This window comes from Streptomyces dysideae (assembly GCF_001514305.1).
Classification (GTDB): Bacteria; Actinomycetota; Actinomycetes; order Streptomycetales; family Streptomycetaceae; genus Streptomyces; species Streptomyces dysideae.
On record NZ_KQ949080.1, the window covers coordinates 123,403 to 145,672 of the forward strand.

The following is a 22,270-nucleotide window of genomic DNA, read 5'->3' on the forward strand; positions in this document are numbered from 1 at the left end:
GCGTACGGGCCGGCACCGCGTTGCGGCCCGGCTCCGGCACGGGCCGCCACCGGCTTCACACGAGCATTCACACGAGTCTCACGCACTCCTGCGCGAGCGAATCCGAGGGGAACGATGAGGGATACGGCACAAACGGGCCGGTCAGCCCGATGGAGACGGAAGACCGCACTGGCTTCCGGAGTCGTCTTGATCGCCACACTGCTCCAAGGGGTCGCCAGCCCCGAGAACGCGGGAGCCAGGGCGGACGACGGGCGGGGTCGGCCGGCTCTGCCGAAGGCGGAGCGGCCCGTGGCCGGCTCCGCGACCAAGAAGGTGAGGCCCCGCACGGTGGAGCGCGGACCGCGGACCCCGCGGACCGCTCCCAAGGCCCAGTGGCCCGGGGCGGGTTCGGGCCATGTGAGGCTCGCCGGGACGCCGACGGGCGCGAAGATCGCGAAAGGCACGAAGAGCCCTGCGCTGGTGAAGGCCGGGAAACTGCCGGTCTCCATCGGCGCGGCCAAGTCGCGCGGCGCCGTCGGCGCCGTGCAGGTCGAGCTGGCCGGGCGCAAGCAGACTCAGCGGGCCTCGATCGACGGCCTGCTCATGAAGCTCACCCCCGAGCGCAAGAACTTCACCGACGGCGCCGCCCAAGTACGCGTGGACTACCGCGACATCGCACAGGCGTACGGCGGCGGTTACGGCGCCCGGCTCACGCTGGTGCGGCTGCCGGCCTGCGTCCTGAAGACGCCGGAGCTGGCCAAGTGCCGTACCCGGACGCCCGTCGAGACTGTGAACGACACCGAGACCGGCACCGTCACCGCCCCCTCCGTACGGCTCGGCACCGCGCAGCCGACCGTGCTCGCCGCGATGGCGGACGACGGCGCGGCCACCGGCGACTACAAGGCGACCACGCTCGCCCCGTCCGCGACCTGGCAGACCAACCTCAACACCGGTGACTTCGCCTGGTCCTACGGCATGGGCGTCCCCGAGGTGCCCGGCGGACTGAAGCCGAGCATCGGCATCGGCTACTCCTCCGGCTCGGTCGACGGCCGCACCAGCGAGACCAACAACCAGTCCTCCTGGATCGGCAGCGGCTTCGACATGTGGCCGGGCTACATCGAGCGCCGCTACAAGCCGTGCGCCGACGACGGGGTCGAGAACAGCGACGGCCTAAAGCCCGGCGACCTGTGCTGGGGCTACGACAACGCCTTCATCAGCTTCAACGGCAAGGGCGGCGAGCTCGTTCCCACCGGCACGGCCAACGAGTTCAAACTCCGCCTGGACGACGGCACCCGCATCGCGCGGCTGACCTCCACCAACCGCGGCAACGGCGACGACAACGGCGAGTACTGGCGGCTCACCGACCCCGACGGCGTGCGTTACTACTTCGGCTACCACCGGCTGCCCGGCTGGGCCGACGGCAAGAAGACCACGGACTCCGCCTGGACCACCCCCGTCTTCGGCGACGACACGAACGAGCCGTGCCACGCGACCACCTTCGCCGACTCCTGGTGCCAGCAGGCCTGGCGCTGGAACCTCGACTACGTCGTCGACCCGCGCGGCAACGCCGTCGCGTACTACTACACCCAGGAGAAGAACTCCTACGGCCGCAACCTGAAGGCCACCGACGACACCCGCTACATCCGCGGCGGCCACCTCGACGAGATCCAGTACGGCCTCAAGTCGTCGTCCATGTACGGCACGCCGGCGCTCGCGAAGGTCGTCTTCACCAACGCCGAGCGCTGCCTGCCGAACGCCCAGACCACCTGCTCGTCCATCAGCACGGACTCCGCGTACTGGTACGACACTCCCTGGGACCTCAACTGCGCCGAGGGCACAGACTGCGACCAGGGCCGCCTCTCGCCCACTTTCTGGACGCGCAAGCGCCTCACCGACGTGACCACGCAGGTCCTCGACTCCGCCGGCGCATACCAGAACGTCGACTCCTGGAAGCTGACCCACCGCTGGGGCATGGCGGACATCGACTACCAGCTACTGCTCGACTCGGTCCAGCACACCGGCCACACCGCCACGCCCGCGATCACTCTGCCGAAAACCACCTTCAGCTACACCCAACTGGAGAACCGGCTCGACAAGACCGGTGACGGCTTCGCCCCGTTCATCAAGTCCCGGCTGTCCACGATCGCCGACGAGTACGGCGGCCAGATCGACGTCAACTACTCGGCGCCCGCCTGCGACTGGGCCGCGCTGCCCACCCCGCAGACCAACACCACGCGCTGCTTCCCGCAGCACATCGGCGGCAGCTCCACAGAGGACCCCGAGCGCCACTGGTTCAACAAGTACGTCGTCAAGTCCGTCACCGCCACCGACCGCACCGGTGGCGCGCCCGACCAGGTCACCGCGTACGAGTACCTGGGCCCGGCCGCCTGGCACTACGACGATGACGACGGTCTGACCAAGGAGAAATTCAAGACCTGGTCCCAGTGGCGCGGCTACGGGCACGTGCGCGTCAAGACCGGCGGCCAGGGCGGCGACGCGGCCATGAAGTCGCAGAGCGACTCGTACTTCCTTCGCGGCATGGACGGCGACCGCGAAACCTCGACCGGCGGCACCAAGAACGTCACCTTCACCCTCGGCGAAGGCGAAGGCGACCCAATCACCGATCATGAGGCCTTCGCCGGCACCGCCTACAAGACGGTCGGCTACTCCGGCAACGGCGGGCGGGTCCTCACCAAGACGGTGAACCGTCCCTGGTACCACCAGACCGCGAAGAAGACCCGCGACTGGGGCACGGTCACCGCCAACTTCACCGGCATCGGACACACCAAATCGTGGACGTCCCTGGACGACGGGGCGGGAACGTCCTGGCGGACCACCTCTACTTCCACCTCGTACGACACGGTGGCGGGCCGGGTCACTGAGGTCAACGACTTCGGCGACAACTCCACCGCGGCGGACAACCGCTGCACCCGCACCACCTACGCCACCAACAGCACCGTCAACATCCTCAACCTGCCCGAGCGGGTCGAGACGGTCGCCAAGTCCTGCGCCGACCCCGTCGACCGTGCCAAGGACGTCATCTCCGACGTTCGCTCGGCCTACGACGGAGGCGCCTACGGCGCGGCCCCGACCAAGGGCGACGCCACGGCCACGGCCCTGCTGAAGAAGCACGACGGCACCACGGCCACCTACCTGGAGTCCGGAGCCACCTTCGACTCCTACGGACGGGTGCTCACCAGCACCGACCTGACGGCGACCGTCACGGTGACGGGCACGTCCGCGCCCGTGCGGACCCCGCGCACCGACGGCCGTACCACCACCACAGAGCGCACACCGACCACCGGATTCGTCACGAAGACGACGACGACCACACCGCCGGCGAAGGCCGGGGATGCGACCACGGCCCTGGGCAGCTCCGCCACCCACGATCTGCTGCGCGGGCTGCCGCTGACCCAGACCGATGCCAACGGGAAGGTCACAACCTTCACCTATGACGCGCTCGGCCGGTCCAAGAAGGTCTGGCTCGCCGACTGGCAGACCACGCTTACACCCAGCTACGAGTTCGACTACCTGGTCACCGACGGCCAGCCGGTCGCCGTCGTCACGAAGGGACTCGGCACCAACGGCACCCAGGTCGCCTCGTACACCCTTTACGACGGGTTCCTGAGGGAGCGCCAGACTCAGGTTCCAGGGCCGGCCGGCGGACGGCTCCTGTCGGACGCCTTCTACGACGAGCGCGGACTGACCGCCAAGACCTTCGCGCCCTACTACTCCACGGGCGCGCCCTCACAGACGCTCTTCAAGCCCGCTGACGCGCTCTCCGTCGAGACACAGACCCGCACCACTTTCGACGGCATGGGCCGCCCGACCGTGACCGAGCAGATCGCGGGCAACGGCGACGGCGGCACGGTGCTGGGCACCACCCGCAGCATCTACGGCGGCGACCGCACCACGGTCATCCCCCCGGAGGGCGGCACCGCGACCACCACCGTCACCGACGCCCGCGGGCAGACGACCGAACTGCGCCAGCACCACGCACGGTCCGCGGACGCCGCGTACGACACCACCCGCTACGACTACACCCCGCGCGGCGAGCTGGCGAAGCTGACCGACCTGGCCGGCAACAGCTGGACCTACACCTACGACCTGCTCGGCCGTCTCACGGACACGACCGACCCGGACAAGGGCGCCGGCTCCAGCACGTACGACGACCACGGTCAGCTCACCTCCGTCTCCGACGACCGGAACACGGACCTTTACCACGTCTGCGACGGCCTCGGCCGGCAAACCGAGTTGCGGGAGAACAGCGCCACCGGGACACTCCGCGCCAAATGGGTCTACGACACCATCAGCGGTGCGAAGGGCCACCTGGCCGAGTCCACGCGATACGTCGGCGGCAACGCATACACCAGCAAGGTCGTCGCCTACGACCGGCTGTACCGGGTTCTCCGCTCGACCGTGACGATCCCCACGAGCGAGGGCGCACTCGCCGGCACATATCTGTCGGCCACCGCCTACAACGTGGACGGCTCGGTGCGCTCGACCGGATTCCCGGCCGCAGGCGCACTGTCCGCCACCACAGTGGCGTTCACCTACGAGGCCCAGACCTACCGGCCGATCGCGCTCAGCGGCAGCCAGGGCCTGGACGCCACCGTCAACTACAGCCTCACCGGGAAGCCGCTGCAGTACGAACTCTCCAACAACAGCGGCAAGAAGGTCTGGGCGACCAACACCTACGAATGGGGCACCCAGCGCCTGGCCACCTCCCGGGTGGACCGCGAGAACGTGGCGGGCGTCGACCGCAACAACACATACCGCTACGACCAGGCGGGCAACGTCCTCTCCGTCTCGGACGTCTCCCGTTCCGGCACCGACACGCAGTGCTTCGACTACGACTACCTGCGCCGGATGACCACGGCCTGGACCCAGGCCACCACCACCTGCGCAACGGCCCCCACCGGGCAGACGGTCAGCGGCCCTGCGCCGTACTGGCACTCGTACACGTACGACAAGGTGGGCAACCGGCGTACCGAGACCCTGCACGACATCACCGGTGACGCGGCGAAGAACACCGTGCGTACCTACGCATACCCGGAGCCGGGCGCGCCACGTCCGCACGGTGTGACCTCCGTGACCCAGACCGGGCCCGGCGGCACCGCGCAGGACTCCTACGGCTACGACGTGGTCGGCAACACCGAGACCCGCACCCTCGCGGGCACGACCCAGGATCTCGACTGGGACGCCGAAGGCCACCTGGTCAAAGTGACCAAGCCAGTCGAGGGCAAGGCGGACGAGGTCACCGAATACCTCTACGACACCGGAGGCAATCGCCTCATCGCCCGTACCCCGACGGAGTCCACGCTCTACCTGGGCACCACGCAGATCACCGTGGCCAAGGGCAGCAACACCCCCAAGGCCACCCGCACCCTAGATCTCGGCGGCGGCCACCAGGCGGTGATCGACGACGACGGCTCAGTTGCCTTCACCCTCGCCGACCACCAGGGCTCGGGTCAGCTGGCGATCGAGGCCGCGGACCAGCAGCTGACCCAGCGTCGCACGCTTCCGTTCGGCGACATCCGCGGCACCCGGCCCAGCAACTGGCCCGGCACAGCCGGATTCCTAGGCGGGACGGACGACTCCGAGTCCACCGGACTGCAGCACATCGGCGCACGCGAGTACGACCCGGCGACCGGCCGGTTCATCTCCGTCGACCCGCTCCTCAACCCGAGCGACCCACAGGCGTTCAACGCCTACGCCTACAGCAACAACAACCCGCTCACGTTCAGCGATCCCAGCGGTCTTGGTTGCATCCACGGGGCACCCGGTGGCGGAGCGGACGGCATCTGCGCGGGCGTCCCGGGTGACACCGACGGAGTGATCAACGGCACCTCCAACAACTGCCCGGGGTCAGATGCTTCCTGCAACGAGGCCGCTGGCGAGATGGCCGATGAGGCCAGGAGAAACGGCACCTACGGCAAGAAGCCGGTCATCATCCAGTCCAAGGGCGACTCGATCACCATCCAGGGCACCTACATCCCGACCCAGGCCGAACTCGCCGAGACCTTCCCCTACTACCACGAGCAACTGGACTACCAGCACAACCTGCAGAGCTGGGCCAAGTCGGAGTGCAGCCTGGGCGCTGCAGATCCCGATTTCTGCACGGCGGTCGGACAGCTTGGCTGGTTCGGCGACCAGAACGGCCCCGGAATTCTCGAGGTACTGGGCGTCGACGACTACGTCGGATGCGCCAAGGGATCCGGCAGCGCCTGCAAGGCGGCGGCCATCGACGTGGGTATCGCAGTCGTCACCGGTGGCATCGGTAAGGCCGCAAAGGTCATCTTCAAGAGCATCAAGGCAGGGACCAAGAAGGTCCCCAACTGCCTGGTGAATCACAGCTTCACGCCGGGCACACAGGTCCTGATGGCGGACGGTTCGACCAAGCCCATCGAAGAGGTGCGCATCGGCGACAAGATCGTTGTCACCGACCCGTCGACCGGTGAGACCGCCATACGCGCGGTCGTCGCCACCATCGTGACCGAGGACGACAAGCAATTCGTCGACCTCACCGTCACACAGGAACACGCCCGGGGCACGGCCAAGCTGACGTCCACCACGACGCACCCGTTCTGGTCGCCGTCCGAGGGCGCCTGGGTGGATGCCGGGGAGCTGAAACCCGGCATGACCCTGCGCACTGTCGATGGCAGCACGGTTCGGATCGAGAGCACGCGTCCGTTCCAGAAGCGGCAGCGAACGCACGATCTCACGATCAATGACACCCACACGTACTATGTGCTGGCGGGCGAGACGCCGGTTCTCGTGCATAATGCGGGAGGGAGCGACGATCCGGGCTCCTTCTCCGGCACGGTATTCCGGGATGGAAAGTACCGGTTCCAGATCTATTCCAACGATCACGGTCCCGCACACGGGCACTTGATCGGGCCGGGAATCAAGGGAGACGGTATACAGATCGGACAGAATGGTAAGCCGCTCGACCCCAAGATTCAGCTGAGCAAGGATCAGCAGCGCGTCATCGACAACAACCTGCAGGAAGTTCGAAAGGCCATCAGGAAGAGCATGGCCGCTTATCGATTGGCTGGCGGCATTGGATGCTAGTTTCTCGGACTTCGAGTCCGTCGTCCTGGAACTTGCCCGTCACTCCGGCAGCGAGACCGTCGACCTGTCCAGCGGGCATGCCCGCTGGGACGTATACCGGCGCGCTATGGATTCACCGGCCCAATGGGGCCCGCTGCTGGAGATCGCTGGGCTGGAACCTGACCCGTCGATCGCCATGTCCGTAGTCCTGCAAATGTTGGAACGGGTTCCCGAGGCCGAGAGGATTTCCTGGACCGAACGGATCTCGGCAGAAGACAAGCGTTCACTGGCCGACCTGCGCGTGCGTGAACTGCGGATTCTGGACGCCGTGAGCGGAGATGCGGGAACGGACTACGCTCCAACATTCGATGAGATTTCGGAATGGTCCGACTGGCTGCAACGTCGCGCTTCGGAAGGGTCGACCTCGTCGACAGTTCTGGCGCAGTTGAGTCAATCCGGGCGCACCAGGCGGGTCAGGCATCTCTCCGCAGAGCGGCTGCGCATGCTGCGGCAGGCATCGTAATCGCGGAGGTCTTCGCGAGCCCCGGCCCGGGGCAGATCCCGGGCCGGGGCTCGGGTGCCGGGTCGGGCTGCTCAAGGGGTGGCCGGACCCGGTTCGGACGGCGGCAGTCGCAGAAGCACGAACCGGTGTCGATGGGCTGGTGTTGGAGCAGACCACCGCCACCAGGCCAAGGACGCAGCGGGCAAGGTGTGTCGGGAGACGTCGAAGGGCCTGGAGTGGTACGCCGACGCCGACGAACACGGAGACTTCATGGCAGGCAAGCACAAGGGCAAGACCGGAAAGATCAACCCCTGAAAGAAAGTTCCTGAAGGGCGGGCAGCCAGCGGCAAGGAACCTGACGTGCACCCAACAATTTGGGGCGAAGCGGCTTTTGTGGAGGGTTTGTGTTCAGTAGAGGTCCGGGTCCGGGTATTCCGGCCATGTCGGCGATCGGTCTGGTGGGGATCGCGATCCTCTCTCTGGTCGGCTGTTCCGGAGGAGGGGGATCCGAGGGGGCTGAAGTTGCGGTGGCCGAGAGATCTCCTGCGGAGGCTCCCGGAAAGACGCTCAATGTTCAGGAGCTGAAATCGCTTACGTTCACCGCGGGCGAGGTGCCGGGAGTCCGTGACGTGGCATCGGTGACCCCTTTTTCTGTAAGTGAGCCCACTCATCCACCGGTTTCTGTTGCGGCGTGTCGGTCGGTAGTGTATCCGCTACGCGCTAGCGGCTTGTCCGCCGCCGTGAACCAGAACTTCAATTGGGAAAATTTTTCGGGAGGCGATGTCACGCTCGCATCTTATGAAAACGATGGGGCGGAGCGGGTATTTCGAAGGCTTCGTGAGGAGTTGAAGGAATGCGAATCCTTCTCCTCCTTCTCTGCGGAGGTCTATGGCAAAAAGAACACGTTTGAAGTCAAGATGGAAGATGCTCCGAATGTTGGAGATGAGGCTCTTCGCTTCCGGGCCAATATCAAGATAGAGATGGGAGAGGGGGAAGGAGGTGACCTGTTGTCAAATAGAGAGTATATCTTTGTGTGGGTAGGGCGCACTGTTGTCGTATTCGATAAAATGGAATACGAAGAGAGGAAGCGAAATTTCCGCCTGACTCCGTCGAGAAGCTGGTTGATCGCTTGACCGAGGCTCAGCGCGCTGGAGGTTGAGATGACCTACGTGCCTCATTCTGGCGAGCCGTCGTGCGGACTCCGCAGGCCGGCTATCAAGGCGCCGAGTTGGCGTGGGTCAGTGGTGAGGATGGTTTGCGGTTCGTCGCTCTCGCGGAGCAGGACCGTTCCGTCGGAGGTGGCAGCGATATATACGCAGTCGGAGCCGTCCGGGCTGAACGTCGACTTCTGCCAGGTGGATGGGGATATGGCGGCCACTGTTTCACAGGCTCCGGATGATGTTGGTGATGAGGTGGCGTGAGGCCGAGGGTTCGAGGGCGACGGCCTCCATGCGGTCGAGGATAGTGCGGTACTTGGTCAACTGAGCCTGGGCGTCCAGGAAGTCGCAGCCGTGGTGGGTGTCGAGTTGCACGGTGTCGAGGTGCGGGGTCGTGCCGTGCACGTAGTTGATCGTCTGCCCGTTTCCGGGGAATCCGGAGCAGCTGTAGGGGATGATGCGGATGGTGATGTGGTCCTCTTCGTTCAGGTCGAGCAGGTGGCTGAGCTGAGCTCGGGCGATGTTCGGGCCGCCGTACTGGATGTGCAGGGCGGCTTCGTGGAGCAGCGCGGTGTACGGCGGGGGGTTGTCGCGGTGCAGGGCCGTCTGGCGCTTGATGCGGTGCGAGAGGCGGTGCTCGATCTCGTGGGGGCGGAAGGTGGGGACCGCCTCGCGCAGCATGGCGCGGGTGTGGTCCGGGGTCTGGAGCAGCGCCGGGATATGGATGGCCAGGGCGACCCTCAACGCCGTGGCGTGGTACTCCAGTTCGGCGAGGTCGATGAGGTCGGGCGGCAAGTGGTCGCGGTACTCGTCCCACCACCCTCGTACGCGCCGTCCTGTCATGGCGGCCAGGGCTCCCACGTGTGAGTCGTCCGGGCAGGTGTAGGTGAGGGCGATGGCGTGCACGCGGTCGGCGCTCACGGGGTATCGGCCGGCCTCGATCATGCTGAGCCGTGCCTGTTGCAGGCCCAGCCGCTGGGCCGCCTCGGTCGAGGTCAGCCCGGCGTGTTCGCGGAGTTTGCGCAGCTCGGTGCCGAGCCGTCGCTGACGCAGGGTGGGGCTGTTGGTGGGCGGCACTGCCCTTCCTCTCGCGTTCACCAGGGCTCGGGCCCTGTCCCTCACATGGGTGATTCTGGGATGGATTATCACTTACAAGGTAGCAGGGCTATCACTTTCTGCTCTACGTTCATAGCGTCAGCCGCTCAACCGCCCTGGCCTGTAAGCCGGAAGCACGACGCGCTGCCCTGCTCGCGGCACTGCCACTGCATGGCCGGACGGATTGAGAGAACCAAGTCCCTTAACTTCAGGAGGCGTTCATGGTCACCGTATCCCCGCCACAGCCCGAAGCGTCCGAGTTCTGGTCGTACGCCCTCCATCTCCCCTGCGATCCCCGCGCCGCACGTATCGCTCGTCGTACCCTTCGTGCGGTCCTTGCCGAGCATGGCATGGTCGAACTCGTCGAATCCGCCGAGCTCGTGGCCTCCGAACTGGTCGCCAACGCCTACCGCCACTCCAAGGGGCCCGCTGCCCTGCGGATGCGTGCGCTCGGCGGAGGACGGCTGCGCGTGAGCGTGTGGGACACCAATCCGCACATCCCGCCGCCCTTCGACGACGGCCAGCGCTGCCGACCGTTTCGACCGATGGTGGCACCGGGTGAGGCCGACAGCGGGCGCGGGCTGTTCCTCGTCTGCCACTACGCGCAGGCATGGGGCGGCTGGCCTCTCGGCAACGACCTCTTCGGGCGGGGCGGGAAGTTGTTGTGGTGCGAACTTGATGGGGATGCCGCCTCGCGTCCTTCCAGCGCGGCCTGACGTGTTTCCGGGGCCGCTTCGGTGGATCTATGCATAGTGCACAGCCGTCTCGCCCCTACTGGGCAGGCACCGTAGCGAAGCTGTTCGGCTGGATCTCCCGCGCGGAAGAGAGCGGAGTGCCTGGCGTTCCTTGCCGAGGAGCCGCCTCCTACCGGGGATGATCACTGGAAAAGCCCTCCTCGGCGGGTCCGCCGAGTATCTGTATGCCGAAGCGACGCCGTTGACCAGTCAGGGGGCAGGGGGCAGGGGGCAGGGGGCAGGGGGCGGGAAGCGGGCGCCCACCCGCCCCGAATAGAGTGAACCGGTGAACGGCGACTGGTTCATACGCGGCCGGGACGGCCGCCTCAGCGTCTATCTGCCGACGGACGACGCCGTCCTGTGCCGGGCGGAACGCGCCTTGGGCGGCTCCTGGGAGCCGCCGCGCCGACTGGGCGGCGAGCAGAGACTGCGCCCCGGCCCCGCGGTGGGCCAGGGCGCCGACCGCTACACCCATCTGGCGGCATGGCGCCCCACCAAACCCGGCGAGGCGGGCCTGGTCCACTCCACGCACTTCCGCCCGCACCTCGCCGCCCTCGACTGGACCCCGATCGGCCACCCCGGCAAGACGGGCGACCGCACCGGCCCGCCCGCCGTCGCGGTCGACGCCCGGGGCCGCGCCCATGTCTTCGTCCGCAACCAGGCCGGCGGCGTGAGCATGCGGATGCAGAAGGAGAAGGGCGGCTGGGACCCCTGGCGGGACCTCAAGGGAGGTGATGTACAAGGGGAGTTGGCGGCCGTGACGGGACAGTCCGGCCTGGTGGAGCTGTACGCGGCCACCCCGGCCGGCATCCTGCACTGGCGCCAGGAGAAACCGGCCGCCGTGCCCACCCTGGAGGAGGCGATGGACGCCTCGGTCCGCCCGGACACCCTGTACGCCCTGCCGACGTCCGCCACCGACACGACGCTCTTCCACACGGACGACTCGGGAGACCTCTGCGCCTGGCGCCCCGGCACCAAGCCCACCACCGTCCTCCCCTCCGCCGGCCCCAGCCGGGTCTCCGCCGTCCGCTGTGAACTCGACGGCCACGACTGCACGTTGCTCGCCCAGCGCTCGGCGAGCGGACGGGTGGCCTTCGCGGCGTATCCGACGGAGCAGGAGTCGGCGGGCGCGTGGTGGACCGAGTCGGGACCCCAACTCCCCGCGGATGCCTTGGTGTCGCTGACGGTGGACGAGGAGGACCGGGTGATGGCGGCGACGTTGTCCCCGTCGACGGGGCGACTGCTCATCAGCCGACGCAAGGACGAGCCGGGGCTTGCGCTGGAGGCCTGGCGGGAGGTCTGAGGGACGGCAGGTGTCAAGGTCTGAGGGACGGCGGCTGTTTCAGCGCCGGTCCAGGCAATCTCAGCCCGACCAAACGCCGGGTGCCCCGCACACCAGTCGGCGTACAGGGCACCCGGCGTCCACAGCGGAGCGCCTACGCCGGGACGCTCGCCACGCCCGGAGCCAGGAACTTCTTGCCGTTCACGCGCTCGGAGACGCCCTCGCGGTCCAGGTACGGCGTGATGCCGCCCAGGTGGAAGGGCCAGCCGGCGCCCGTGATCAGGCAGAGGTCGATGTCCTGGGCCTCGGCGACGACGCCCTCGTCGAGCATCAGGCCGATCTCCTCGGCGACCGCGTCCAGCACCCGCGCCCGTACCTGCTCCTCGGTCAGGACGGTGTCGCCCTGCTTGAGCAACGCTGCGACCTCCGGGTCGAGCTCGGGCTTGCCGCTGTCGTAGACGTAGAAGCCGCGCTTGCCGGCGTCGACGACCGCCTTGAGGTTCGAGGAGACCTTGAAGCGGTCCGGGAAGGCCCGGTTGAGGGTCTCCGAGACGTGCAGGCCGATCGCGGGGCCGACCAGCTCCAGCAGGACCAGCGGGGACATCGGCAGGCCCAGCGGCTCGACCGCCTTCTCGGCGACCTCGACCGGCGTGCCCTCGTCGATGACGTTCTGGACCTCGCCCATGAAGCGGGTCAGGATGCGGTTCACGACGAACGCCGGGGCGTCCTTCACCAGCACCGCGGTCTTCTTCAGCTTCTTGGCGACGGCGAACGCCGTGGCCAGCGAGGCGTCGTCGGTCTGCTCGCCGCGGACGATCTCCAGGAGCGGCAGTACGGCCACCGGGTTGAAGAAGTGGAAGCCGACGACCCGCTCGGGGTTCTTCAGCTTCGACGCCATCTCCGACACCGACAGCGAGGACGTGTTCGTCGCCAGGATCGCGTGCGCCGGGGCGACCGCCTCGACCTCCGCGAACACCTGCTGCTTGACGCCGATCTCCTCGAACACGGCCTCGATGATGAAGTCCGCGTCGGAGAAGCCCTCGGCCTTGTCCAGGACACCCGAGACCAGCGCCTTCAGACGGTTGGCCTTGTCCTGGTTGATACGGCCCTTGCCGAGCAGCTTGTCGATCTCGGCCTGGACGTAGCCCACACCCTTGTCGACGCGCTCCTGGTCGATGTCCGTGAGGACGACCGGCACCTCGAGGCGGCGCAGGAACAGCAGGGCGAGCTGGCTGGCCATCAGACCGGCGCCGACCACACCCACCTTGGTCACCGGACGCGCAAGGTTCTTGTCCGGGGCACCGGCCGGGCGCTTGCCCCGCTTCTGCACCAGGTTGAACGCGTAGATACCGGCGCGCAGCTCGCCACCCATGATCAGGTCGGCGAGGGCCACGTCCTCGGCGTCGTAACCCTGCTGCAGGTCGCCGTTCTTCGCGGCGGCGATGATGTCCAGGGCGCGGTACGCGGCCGGAGCGGCCCCGTGCACCTTGCTGTCCGCGATGAAGCGGCCCTTGGCGACGGCCTGGTCCCAGGCCTCACCGCGGTCGATCACGGGACGCTCGACCTCGACGTCGCCCTTGAGTACCTGGGCGGTCCAGAGCAGCGACTGCTCCAGGAAGTCCGCGCCCTCGAAGATGGCGTCGGCGATGCCCAGGTCGTAGACCTGCTGGCCCTTGAGCTGCTTGTTCTGGTTGAGGCTGTTCTCGATGATCACCGAGACGGCCTTGTCGGCGCCGATCAGGTTCGGCAGGATCGTGCAGCCGCCCCAGCCGGGCACGAGACCGAGGAAGACCTCGGGCAGCGAGAAGGCGGGGAGCGCCTTGGACACGGTCCGGTACCTGCAGTGCAGACCGACCTCGACGCCACCGCCCATGGCCGCGCCGTTGTAGTACGCGAAGGTCGGGACCGCGAGGGCCGACAGCCGCTTGAAGACCTCGTGGCCGCCCTTGCCGATGGCGAGCGCGTCGTCGTGGTTCTTCAGGAGCTCTACGCCCTTGAGGTCCGCGCCGACCGCGAAGATGAACGGCTTGCCGGTGATGCCGACGCCGACGATGTCGCCGGCCGCGGCCTCGGCCTCGACCTGGTCGATCGCGGTGTTCAGGTTCGCGAGCGACTGCGGGCCGAAGGTGGTGGGCTTGGTGTGGTCGAAGCCGTTGTCCAGCGTGATCAGGGCGAAGCGCCCCGCGCCGAACGGCAGGTCGAGGTGGCGTACGTGCGCCGACGTCACGACCTCGTCCGGGAACAGCTCGGCCGCGCCCTTCAGGAGTTCGGTGGTGCTCACTTGTTGCCTCCGGCGTCCTTGTGGTGCGGGTTCTCCCAGATGACCGTGGCGCCCATGCCGAAGCCGACGCACATGGTGGTGAGGCCGTAACGGACCTCCGGCTGCTCCTCGAACTGGCGGGCCAGCTGCGTCATGAGGCGGACGCCGGAGGAGGCCAGCGGGTGGCCGTACGCGATGGCGCCGCCGTACTGGTTGACGCGGGCGTCGTCGTCGGCGATGCCGTAGTGCTCCAGGAAGGCGAGCACCTGGACCGCGAAGGCCTCGTTGATCTCGAAGAGGTTGATGTCCTCGATCGACAGGCCCGCCTTGGCGAGCGCCTTCTCCGTCGCCGGGATCGGGCCGTAGCCCATGACCTCCGGCTCGACGCCCGCGAAGGCGTAGGAGACCAGGCGCATCTTCACCGGGAGGTTGTGCTCGCGGGCGAAGTCCTCGCTCGCGATGATCGACGCGGTGGCGCCGTCGTTCAGACCGGCCGCGTTACCGGCGGTGACCCGGCCGTGCACACGGAACGGCGTCTTCAGACCGGCCAGGTTCTCCAGCGTGGTCCCCGGGCGCATCGGCTCGTCGGCGGTGACCAGGCCCCAGCCGGTCTCGCCGACCTCCGAGTTGGTGTTGCGCACCGAGATCGGCACCAGGTCCTGCTGGATCTTGCCGTTGGCGTACGCCTTGGCGGCCTTCTCCTGCGAGCGCACCGCGTACTCGTCGGCGCGCTGCTTGGTGATCTGCGGGTAGCGGTCGTGCAGGTTCTCGGCGGTCATGCCCATGAACAGCGCGGACTCGTCGACCAGCTTCTCGCTGACGAACCGCGGGTTCGGGTCCACGCCCTCGCCCATGGGGTGGCGGCCCATGTGCTCGACACCGCCCGCGATGACGGCGTCGTAGGCACCGAAGGCGATGGAGCCGGCGGTGGTGGTGACGGCGGTCAGCGCACCGGCGCACATGCGGTCGATGGAGTAGCCCGGGACCGACTGGGGGAGACCGGCGAGGATGCCGGCCGTGCGGCCCAGCGTCAGGCCCTGGTCACCGATCTGTGTGGTCGCGGCGATGGCGACCTCGTCGATCTTCTTCGGGTCGAGACCGGGGTTGCGGCGCAGCAGCTCCCGGATCGCCTTCACGACGAGGTCGTCGGCACGGGTCTCGTGGTAGATGCCCTTCGGGCCCGCCTTGCCGAACGGGGTGCGGACGCCGTCGACGAAGACGACGTCCCTGACGGTACGAGGCACGATGGCTCTCCTCCAGGGTGCGGGATGGCACTACTGCTGCGATGCGCTGAGCGCGCGCTCAGGACCCATGCTACTTGTGGGTAACGTAGCTGCACAGTACCGGAGCCGGGAGCGGCGAAGGTCACATTGAGGACGGACACTCACCGAGGCGGCGCAGTGGACCCCCGAGGCGTCAGTACCGGCGTAGGCACAGGATGCGATCCCGGCCCGCCCCCCGCGATCACCCCGAACAACGTCCGAGCCACCTCGGCCCCGAACCCGTGCACGTCATGGCTCATCGCGGACAGCGTCGGATGCGTCAGCCGGCACAGCTGAGAGTCGTCCCACGCCAGCAGCGACACGTCCCTGGGCACGCTCAGCCCCATCTCCGCGGCCACCGACAGCCCGGCCACCGCCATGATGTCGTTGTCGTAGACGATCGCCGTCGGCCGGTCCGGCGGAGCGGCGGCCAGCAGTGACCTGGTCGCCCGGGCCCCCGCGTCCCCCGAGAAGTCGGTCGCGACCTGCCACGCCCCCGCCAGCCCCAGCGCCCGCGCCGCCGCGTCGAAGGCGGCCGTACGGATCGACGTGTGTCCCAGGGCCGCCGCACCGCCCACCCGGGCGATCCGCCGGTGCCCGAGGGCGGCCAGATACCGCACCGCCTCCGTCACGGCGGTGGTGTCGTCGGTCCACACGGACGTCAGCCCGCCCGTCAGCGACGGATGCGCCACCGCGACGACCGGCATCCCGAGCCGCTCCACGGGGGCCACCCGGGGGTCGTCCGCGCGGAAGTCGACCAGGATGGACCCGCCGATCTGCCGCCCCCGCCACCACGTCTCCTGCAGCCCGGCCTCCTCCTCGACGCTCCGTACGAGCCGCAGCAGCAGCGAGGAGGAGTGCTCGGTCAGGACGCTCTCCACGCCCGAGATGAACTCCATGTAGAACGGCTCGAGCCCGAGCAGCCGGGCCGGCCGGCAGATCGCCAGCCCCACGACGTCCACCCGGGACCCGGCCAGCGTCCGCGCGGTGAGGTTCGGCGCCCACCCGAGTTCCCGCGCCGCCTGGAAGATACGGTCCCTGGTCGCCTCCGACAGGCCCGGCTTGTGGTTGAAGGCGAGGGACACGGCACCCTTGGACACGCCGGCGAGCGCGGCGACGTCCTTGATGGTGACGCGAGAGGCGGGAGTTGCAGTCATCGGGTGGGCTCCACGCAGTACAGGGCCGTACGGGCACGCTCGGCGTCCGGAGTCTGCCAGCCGCGCACCCCGATGGTCACCTGCTCACCGGGCAGCAGCGTGACGAGCCCCCGGTCGGCCCGCGCGTCCGGATCCAGCCGGTCGGCCTGGAGCAGCAGATCCCGTACGAGGGTACGGGCCGTCACCGTGATCCCGCCCGGCACCAGCGCGACGTCGAACTCCGGCCGGGGATAAGGAACTTCACGGTCCTCCGCCGGGAAGTGCACCGCCCGCAGCCCGGCCCCCTCCACGTCCCCGACCAGGAACTCCTTCGGCCCGACGGGCGCCAGCTCCCTCGGCACCTCGACCAGCGCCACCGCCCGCCGCGCGGCCGCGAACCCCACGCTCGCCTCACCGGCCACCACCCCGTCGACCGACACCCGCCGCAGCCGAAGGACCCCCGTCCACTCCTCCGCGGCCTGGTTGACGGCGGCCAACACCAGCCCCGACGCCTGCACTTGAAGGGTCAGCAGCCGGTCCGCGTACAGCCTTCGCAGCTCGTGGTACAGCGGCTTCTCCCGCCCGTCCCCGTCGATCGCCGCCCAGGAGGTCACCGGCCAGCAGTCGTTGAGCTGCCATACGACCGTCCCGGCACACACCGGCCAGTGCGACCGCCAGTACTCGATCCCGGCGGCGACCGCCCGCGCCTGATTGACCTGCATGAGGTAGTGCCAGCGGTCGAAGTCCCCGTCGGGGAAGGCGAAATGCCGCTCCAGCCCCCGCCGCAGCTTCCCGTTCCCGTCGTCCGCCTTCTGGTGGTGCAGCATGCCGGGGGAGTCCGGCGCGAGCTGCTCACCCGGCAGCGCCCGCCGCAGCGTGGCGTACGCGGGCGGCGCCTGCCACCCGAACTCGGCCACGAATCGGGGCACATTCGCGCGGTACCCGGCGTAGTCCTCCCGGTTCCACACCTCCCACGAGTGATGCGTCCCGTGTGCGGGGTCGTTGGGATGCCGGTCCCACGACCCCGACCACGGACTCCCCGCCGTATACGGCCGCGTCGGGTCCAACTCGGCCACCACCCGCGGCAGTATGCCCAGGTAGTACCCCTCGCCCCAGGAATCCCCGGCCAGCCGCCGTTCCCAGCCCCAGTCCCGGAACCCCCACAGGTTCTCGTTGTTGCCGTTCCACAGCACGAGCGAGGGATGCGGCATCAGCCGTACGACGTTCTCCCGCGCCTCGGCCTCCACCTCGCCCCGCAGCGGCTGCTCCTCCGGATAGGCCGCGCACGCGAACGGGAAGTCCTGCCAGACCAGTAGCCCCAACTCGTCGCAGGCGTCGTAGAAGTCTGCGCTCTCATAGATCCCGCCGCCCCAGATCCGTACGAGGTCCACCCCCGCGTCGGCCGCCTGCCGCAGCCGCTCGCGGTACCGCTCCCGGGGCACCCGGGACGGGAACACATCGTCCGGGATCCAGTTGACGCCCCGCGCGAACAGCCGCTCGCCGTTGACGACGAGGGTGAAGCCAGTGCCGTGCGCGTCGGGGCGGCGGTCCAGCTCCACGGCCCGGAAGCCGATCCGCCGACGCCACACATCCAGCACGTCCTCGCCGTGCAGCAACGTCAACTCGACGTCGTACAACGGCTGTTCCCCGTACCCGCGCGGCCACCACAACCGCACGTCGGGCACTTCCAGCCGTACGACCCCGCTCGTTCCGTCGATCTCCGCACGCGCCCGCACCCCGCCGACGGTCGCCTCGACGGCGAGCGGCGCCTCGACCCGGCTGCGCTCGACGTCGACGGCCAACTCGACGACACCCAGCCCCTGTCCGACGGTCACCAGCGGACGCACCCGCGCGATCCGCGCCGTCGACCAGTGCTCCAGCCGCACCGGCCGCCAGATCCCGGCCGTCACCAGGGTCGGTCCCCAGTCCCAGCCGAAGGAGCAGGCCATCTTGCGGATGTACTGGAACGGTTCGGCGTAGGCGGCGGGCCGCTCGCCCACCTTGCCGCGCACGGCCTCGGCCTCGGCGTACGCGGACACGAACCGGACCGTGAGCCGCCCCTGAAGGCCTGTCACGTCGAAGCGATAGGAGCGGTGCATGTTCCGTGTCCGGCCCAGGAGTTGACCGTCCAGCAGGATCTCGGCGGCGGAGTCGAGCCCGTCGAAGACGAGGTCGGTCTGCTCGTGCGCGGACGCCGCCCGCAGGTCGGTCTCGTACGTCCACTCCCGCCGCCCCACCCAGGCCACCTCGGCCTCGTTCCGCCCGAGAAAGGGATCCGGGATGACCCCGGCCGCCAGCAGATCGGTGTGCACACAGCCCGGCACCGCGGCCGGGAGCGCCTCTCCTTCGTGCCGCAGGATCCATCCGTCGCTGAGCGGTGAGGCCTCCAGCATGCGCACTCCCTAAGCCGGTCGATCCCAGTGCTGCGAATTATTTCGGCATCGTTGGCGGAATAGGGACTTTACCGGTTAAGAAAGCGCTGTCAGAGTTCCGAACCAGCCAACCCGCTCGTCCCAGGGCCTGTCCGGCGGGCCAGGTCGGAGGAAATCGGCGGCGCCTCATCGGCGACCGACGACAACGCGGCAGATGTGCGTGCCAGACCCCGCGTCTCCGACAGGGCCCGCCGGGCAGGCCCTGAGTCCGTCCCATGAACGGAGCTGATGCACATGAACCGCCGTACAGTCCTGGCCATGGTCACCGGTGCCCTGCTGCTCTCGGCGTGCACCGGGACCGGAGGATCGTCCAAGGGAGCCGACGCCAAGGCGCCTGACGATCCGTCAAAGGTGACCGGAACCATCAAAGTCCTCACCGTGCGGACCGACCTCGTGCAGAACGGCACGATGAAGAAGTACGCCGCCGAGTTCAACAAGACCTACCCGAAGGTCAAGGTCGAGTTCGAGGCCCTCACCAACTACGAGGCCGAAGTCAAGATCCGTATGAACACGGAGAACTATGGCGACGTCCTGCTGATCCCCGCGGTGATCAAGAAGAACGACTACCCGAAGTTCTTCGCCTCGCTGGGCACCCAGGAGGAGCGCGGAAAGAAGTACCGCTTCACCGACTTCACCACGGTCGACGGCAAGGTCTACGGGCAGAGCCCGAACGGCGTGATGCCCGGCTTCGTCTACAACAAGCGGGTGTGGCGGGAGGCCGGGATCACCGACTGGCCCACCACCCCGGCCGAGTTCGTGACCGCCCTGAAGGCGATCAAGTCCAGGACCGACGCGACCCCTTACTACACCAACTTCGCCGCCCAGTGGCCGCTGACCTCGTGGACGTACGTCAACGGTTCGGTGCACTGCGACACCCGGGCGACCACCAAGCTCGCCGAGGGCGACCCGTGGGCCGAGGGTGCCGACCTGCGCGTCGGCGACCAGCTCCTCTACGACATGGTGCGCGAGGGCCTGGTCGAGAAGGACCCGACGACCACCAACTGGGAGGAGTCCAAGCCCCGGCTGGCGAAGGGCGAGCTCGCCACGCAGTGGCTCGGCACCTGGGCGATCGTCCAGTTCCAGGACGCCGCCAAACAGGCGGGGGTGAACCCCGACGACATCGGGTTCATGCCGTTCCCGACCGCCCAGGCGGACGGGAAGTTCTGCTCGACCGTCAGCCCCGACTACAACCAGGCCGTCAACGTCCACTCCCAGCACAAGGAGGCGGCCCGCGCCTGGATCGACTGGTTCACCGACAAGTCCACCTACGTCGAGGACAACCTGGCCATCTCCCCGCTCAAGGACGCCTCGCTGCCCGGCGTACTGAAGCCGTACGAGGACGCGGGCGTGAAGCTCATCGAGGTCGACGACGCCAAGGGCGCCGAGGTCAAGCTGATCGACGACCAGTCCGAGGTCGGCATCTACAAGCCCGAGTACCGCCAGGACCTGATCGACCTGGCCCGCGGCGCCACCGACGGCAGCCTGGACGGCTTCCTCGCCGGCCTGAGCAAGAAGTGGACCGAGGCACAGCAGACCGTGGGGTCCTGATGACGGACACCACCGAGAAGGCGGCGGCCTTCCGGGCCACCGCGGGGGCGGCACCCGCCGCCCCCGCACCGGCCCCACCCCGGGCCCGCGTCTTGCGGACCGTCACCCCCTGGCTCTTCCTGATCGCTCCGCTCGCCCTGCTGATCACCTTCACCTACGCGCCGATCGCCAACATGGTGGCGTACAGCTTCACCGACTGGGACGGCGTCAGCCCCGAACTGCACTACACGGGCGTGGTGAACTACGCGGAGATCTTCACCCGCGAGGATCTCTTCCAGGTGTTCTTCGTCAGCGGCTACTACCTCGCCGCCTCGGTCGTCCAGATCGTCGCCGCGCTCTACTTCGCGACGGTCCTCAGCTTCAACGTCCGCTTCCGGAACTTCTTCAAGGGCGTCCTGTTCTTCCCCTACCTGATCAACGGGGTCGCGATCGGCTTCGTCTTCCTCTACTTCTTCCAGGACGGCGGCACCCTCGACTCGCTGCTGAGCCTGTTAGGCCACCACACCGACCACGCCTGGCTGGGCACCTCCACCTCGGCGAACACCTCACTCGCCGGCGTCTCGGTCTGGCGTTACATGGGCCTGAACTTCGTCCTCTTCCTGGGCGCGATCCAGTCCATCCCCGGTGAGCTCTACGAGGCGGCGGAGCTGGACGGTGCCAACCGCTGGCACCAGTTCCGGCACATCATCGCGCCGAGCATCAAGCCGGTGATCAGCCTGACCGTGATCCTGTCCATCTCCGGATCGCTGTCGGTCTTCGAGATCCCGTACATCATGACCGGCGGGGCGACCGGCACCGAGACCTTCGTGATCCAGACGATCAAGCTGGCCTTCCAGTTCAACAAGACCGGCCTGGCCTCCGCGGCCGCCGTCGTCCTGCTCCTGATCATCCTGGCGGTGACCTGGCTCCAGCGGCGCCTCGTCCCCGACGACAAGGTGGACCTCGTATGAGCCGACGCATCGCCGCCCGCACCCTGGTCTACCTGTCCCTGATCACCGCGAGCGCGGTGGTCCTGCTCCCGCTGGGTGTCGTCTTCCTCACCTCCCTCAAGACCTCGAAGGAGATGGCGGACGACAGCGGAAAACTGACGCTCCCCGACAACCCGCTGAACTTCGACAACTACGTGACGGCCTTCCAGGACGGCCGCATGCTCTCGGCGTTCGGCAACACGGCCCTCATCCTGCTGTTCGCCATCGGCGGCACGGTCCTCATCGGCTCGATGACGGCGTACGCGATAGACCGGTTCAGCTTCCGCTTCAAGAAGCTCGTCGTGGCGCTCTTCCTGATCGCCGCCCTGGTCCCCGGCGTCACCACCCAGGTGGCGACCTTCCAGATCGTCAACAGCTTCGGCATGTTCGACAGCCTGTGGGCACCGATCGCGCTCTACATGGGCACGGACATCGTCTCGATCTACATTTTCCTGCAGTTCGTCCGCTCGATCCCGGTCTCCCTGGACGAATCGGCCCGCCTGGACGGCGCCAACGCCTTCACGATCTACCGCAAGATCATCTTCCCGCTCCTGAAACCGGCGATCGCGACGGTCGTCATCGTGAAGGGCATCACGACCTACAACGACTTCTACATCCCCTTCCTCTACATGCCGTCGGAAGATCTTGGCGTGATATCGACGTCCCTGTTCCGCTTCCGCGGCCCCTTCGCGGCCCACTGGGAAACGATCTCGGCAGGAGCGGTCCTGGTAATCCTGCCGACCTTGATCGTCTTCCTGTGCCTGCAGAGGTTCATCTACAACGGCTTCACGAAAGGTGCGACCAGATGAGGTGCCTCTAGGGGCGCGGGGCCGTATCAGTGTGCGGCTCCGCCGCGTGGGCG

14 protein-coding genes are annotated in these 22,270 nt (G+C 68.0%); 8 read left to right on the top strand and 6 right to left on the bottom strand.

Going from position 1 to position 22,270, the window contains the following annotated elements:
* The first annotated feature begins 114 nt into the window (after positions 1–114).
* The 3 genes from AQJ91_RS12495 (at position 115) to AQJ91_RS53505 (ending at position 8,667) form a co-directional block, all read left to right on the top strand.
* Entirely contained in the window at positions 115–7,053 is a 6,939-nt protein-coding gene (locus tag AQJ91_RS12495; RefSeq protein ID WP_079084857.1) for a polymorphic toxin-type HINT domain-containing protein, read from the top strand.
* A complete protein-coding gene (locus AQJ91_RS12500; protein WP_067019769.1) occupies positions 7,043–7,555 on the top strand; it encodes a hypothetical protein in 513 nt (170 codons plus the stop codon). The genes AQJ91_RS12495 and AQJ91_RS12500 overlap by 11 nt, the downstream gene beginning before the upstream one ends.
* A gap of 419 nt (positions 7,556–7,974) precedes the next feature.
* Positions 7,975–8,667, top strand: a complete 693-nt coding sequence (locus AQJ91_RS53505) for a hypothetical protein (RefSeq protein WP_159054538.1) — start codon at positions 7,975–7,977, stop codon at positions 8,665–8,667.
* A 41-nt stretch (positions 8,668–8,708) separates the two neighbouring features.
* Here the strand turns inward: AQJ91_RS53505 and AQJ91_RS49210 are convergent, their stop codons facing one another.
* A complete protein-coding gene (locus tag AQJ91_RS49210; protein ID WP_324617994.1) occupies positions 8,709–8,912 on the bottom strand; it encodes a DUF397 domain-containing protein in 204 nt (67 codons plus the stop codon).
* A 4-nt stretch (positions 8,913–8,916) separates the two neighbouring features.
* The gene (locus tag AQJ91_RS12505) at positions 8,917–9,768 is read right to left on the bottom strand and encodes a helix-turn-helix domain-containing protein (protein WP_067019772.1); all 852 of its coding nucleotides are present in this window, start codon (positions 9,766–9,768) and stop codon (positions 8,917–8,919) included.
* A gap of 239 nt (positions 9,769–10,007) precedes the next feature.
* On the opposite strand from AQJ91_RS12505, the gene AQJ91_RS12510 reads away from it, so the two are divergent.
* Both AQJ91_RS12510 and AQJ91_RS12515 read left to right on the top strand, forming a co-directional pair.
* Positions 10,008–10,502 (top strand): ATP-binding protein, encoded by a 495-nt coding sequence (locus AQJ91_RS12510; protein WP_067019775.1) that lies wholly within the window; start codon positions 10,008–10,010, stop codon positions 10,500–10,502.
* A gap of 304 nt (positions 10,503–10,806) precedes the next feature.
* Positions 10,807–11,823, top strand: coding sequence for a PLL family lectin (locus AQJ91_RS12515; RefSeq protein ID WP_067019778.1), 1,017 nt, complete (start codon positions 10,807–10,809; stop codon positions 11,821–11,823).
* 133 nt (positions 11,824–11,956) lie between these two features.
* Here the strand turns inward: AQJ91_RS12515 and AQJ91_RS12520 are convergent, their stop codons facing one another.
* The 4 genes from AQJ91_RS12520 to AQJ91_RS12535 form a co-directional block, all read right to left on the bottom strand.
* Entirely contained in the window at positions 11,957–14,083 is a 2,127-nt protein-coding gene (locus AQJ91_RS12520) for a 3-hydroxyacyl-CoA dehydrogenase NAD-binding domain-containing protein (protein ID WP_067019781.1), read from the bottom strand.
* The gene (locus AQJ91_RS12525; RefSeq protein ID WP_067019783.1) at positions 14,080–15,306 is read right to left on the bottom strand and encodes a thiolase family protein; all 1,227 of its coding nucleotides are present in this window, start codon (positions 15,304–15,306) and stop codon (positions 14,080–14,082) included. The genes AQJ91_RS12520 and AQJ91_RS12525 overlap by 4 nt, the downstream gene beginning before the upstream one ends.
* 140 nt (positions 15,307–15,446) lie before the next feature.
* Positions 15,447–16,481, bottom strand: a complete 1,035-nt coding sequence (locus AQJ91_RS12530) for a LacI family DNA-binding transcriptional regulator (protein ID WP_067019786.1) — start codon at positions 16,479–16,481, stop codon at positions 15,447–15,449.
* The gene (locus AQJ91_RS12535) at positions 16,478–18,853 is read right to left on the bottom strand and encodes a glycoside hydrolase family 2 protein (protein ID WP_067019788.1); all 2,376 of its coding nucleotides are present in this window, start codon (positions 18,851–18,853) and stop codon (positions 16,478–16,480) included. Before AQJ91_RS12535 ends, AQJ91_RS12530 begins: the two co-directional genes overlap by 4 nt.
* A gap of 273 nt (positions 18,854–19,126) precedes the next feature.
* Here AQJ91_RS12535 and AQJ91_RS12540 point away from each other — a divergent pair, with 273 nt between their 5' ends.
* Genes AQJ91_RS12540 through AQJ91_RS12550 form a run of 3 tightly spaced genes read left to right on the top strand, consistent with a single transcriptional unit; the run spans position 19,127 to position 22,217 of the window.
* Positions 19,127–20,440 carry an ABC transporter substrate-binding protein gene (locus tag AQJ91_RS12540; RefSeq protein WP_067020163.1) on the top strand — a complete coding sequence of 438 codons (1,314 nt, stop codon included), beginning with the start codon at positions 19,127–19,129 and terminating at the stop codon, positions 20,438–20,440.
* Positions 20,440–21,390, top strand: coding sequence for a carbohydrate ABC transporter permease (locus tag AQJ91_RS12545; protein WP_067019791.1), 951 nt, complete (start codon positions 20,440–20,442; stop codon positions 21,388–21,390). Before AQJ91_RS12540 ends, AQJ91_RS12545 begins: the two co-directional genes overlap by 1 nt.
* The gene (locus AQJ91_RS12550; protein ID WP_067019794.1) at positions 21,387–22,217 is read left to right on the top strand and encodes a carbohydrate ABC transporter permease; all 831 of its coding nucleotides are present in this window, start codon (positions 21,387–21,389) and stop codon (positions 22,215–22,217) included. The genes AQJ91_RS12545 and AQJ91_RS12550 overlap by 4 nt, the downstream gene beginning before the upstream one ends.
* The last annotated feature ends 53 nt before the right edge of the window (positions 22,218–22,270 follow it).

Coding starts and splice junctions, on each gene's coding strand:
- AQJ91_RS12510 (WP_067019775.1), top strand. CDS start 10,008: ATGGTCACCGTATCCCCGCCACAGCCCGAAGCGTCCGAGTTCTGGTCG.
- AQJ91_RS12550 (WP_067019794.1), top strand. CDS start 21,387: ATGAGCCGACGCATCGCCGCCCGCACCCTGGTCTACCTGTCCCTGATC.
- AQJ91_RS12495 (WP_079084857.1), top strand. CDS start 115: ATGAGGGATACGGCACAAACGGGCCGGTCAGCCCGATGGAGACGGAAG.
- AQJ91_RS12540 (WP_067020163.1), top strand. CDS start 19,127: ATGAACCGCCGTACAGTCCTGGCCATGGTCACCGGTGCCCTGCTGCTC.
- AQJ91_RS53505 (WP_159054538.1), top strand. CDS start 7,975: ATGTCGGCGATCGGTCTGGTGGGGATCGCGATCCTCTCTCTGGTCGGC.
- AQJ91_RS12545 (WP_067019791.1), top strand. CDS start 20,440: ATGACGGACACCACCGAGAAGGCGGCGGCCTTCCGGGCCACCGCGGGG.
- AQJ91_RS12535 (WP_067019788.1), bottom strand. CDS start 18,853: ATGCTGGAGGCCTCACCGCTCAGCGACGGATGGATCCTGCGGCACGAA.
- AQJ91_RS12530 (WP_067019786.1), bottom strand. CDS start 16,481: ATGACTGCAACTCCCGCCTCTCGCGTCACCATCAAGGACGTCGCCGCG.